The sequence below is a fragment of the Mesorhizobium sp. M2A.F.Ca.ET.067.02.1.1 genome (genome assembly GCF_004023285.1).
GTDB lineage: Bacteria > Pseudomonadota > Alphaproteobacteria > Rhizobiales > Rhizobiaceae > Mesorhizobium.
In genome coordinates this window covers 1-422 of record NZ_RZSB01001451.1, presented here as the reverse complement: position 1 = coordinate 422, position 422 = coordinate 1, and the positions used below count along the sequence as shown (strand labels likewise).

1 pseudogene is annotated in these 422 nt (G+C 69.9%); it reads right to left on the bottom strand.

Features of this window, described 5'->3' with window-relative positions:
• Positions 1-422: pseudogene (locus tag EOA28_RS38275) on the bottom strand (ABC transporter permease); the annotation flags it as partial.

Sequence of the window (422 nt, the reverse complement as noted above, 5' to 3'; positions counted from 1 at the left end):
GCACGAAGGCGAGCGTCAGGTAGGCGCCGGCGCCGCCGCACAGCGCCGCGCCCGCGGTGACATAGGCGAAGCGGATCAGGCCGACCGGGATGCCGGCGGCATCGGCGGCGGCCGGGTTCTCGCCGACGGCGCGCATGTTGAGCCCGTGCCGTGTGTGGAACAGCAGGGAGTGCAGGCCGAGCGGCAGGACGATGTAGATGAGGTAGAGCAGCACGTTCTGCGAGAAGAGCGCCGGCCCGAGGATCGGGATGTCGCTCAGCAGCGGTACCTCGACACGCTCGAAGACCGCGGCCGATGGCGTGCCGGAGTAGCTGCGGCCGATGGTGTTGGCGAGCCCGGTGCCGATCAGCGTCAGCGCCAGTCCGCAGAGAACCTGGTTCGCCCGGATGGTCACCGTGGCGAACGCGAAGACCATGCCGAAC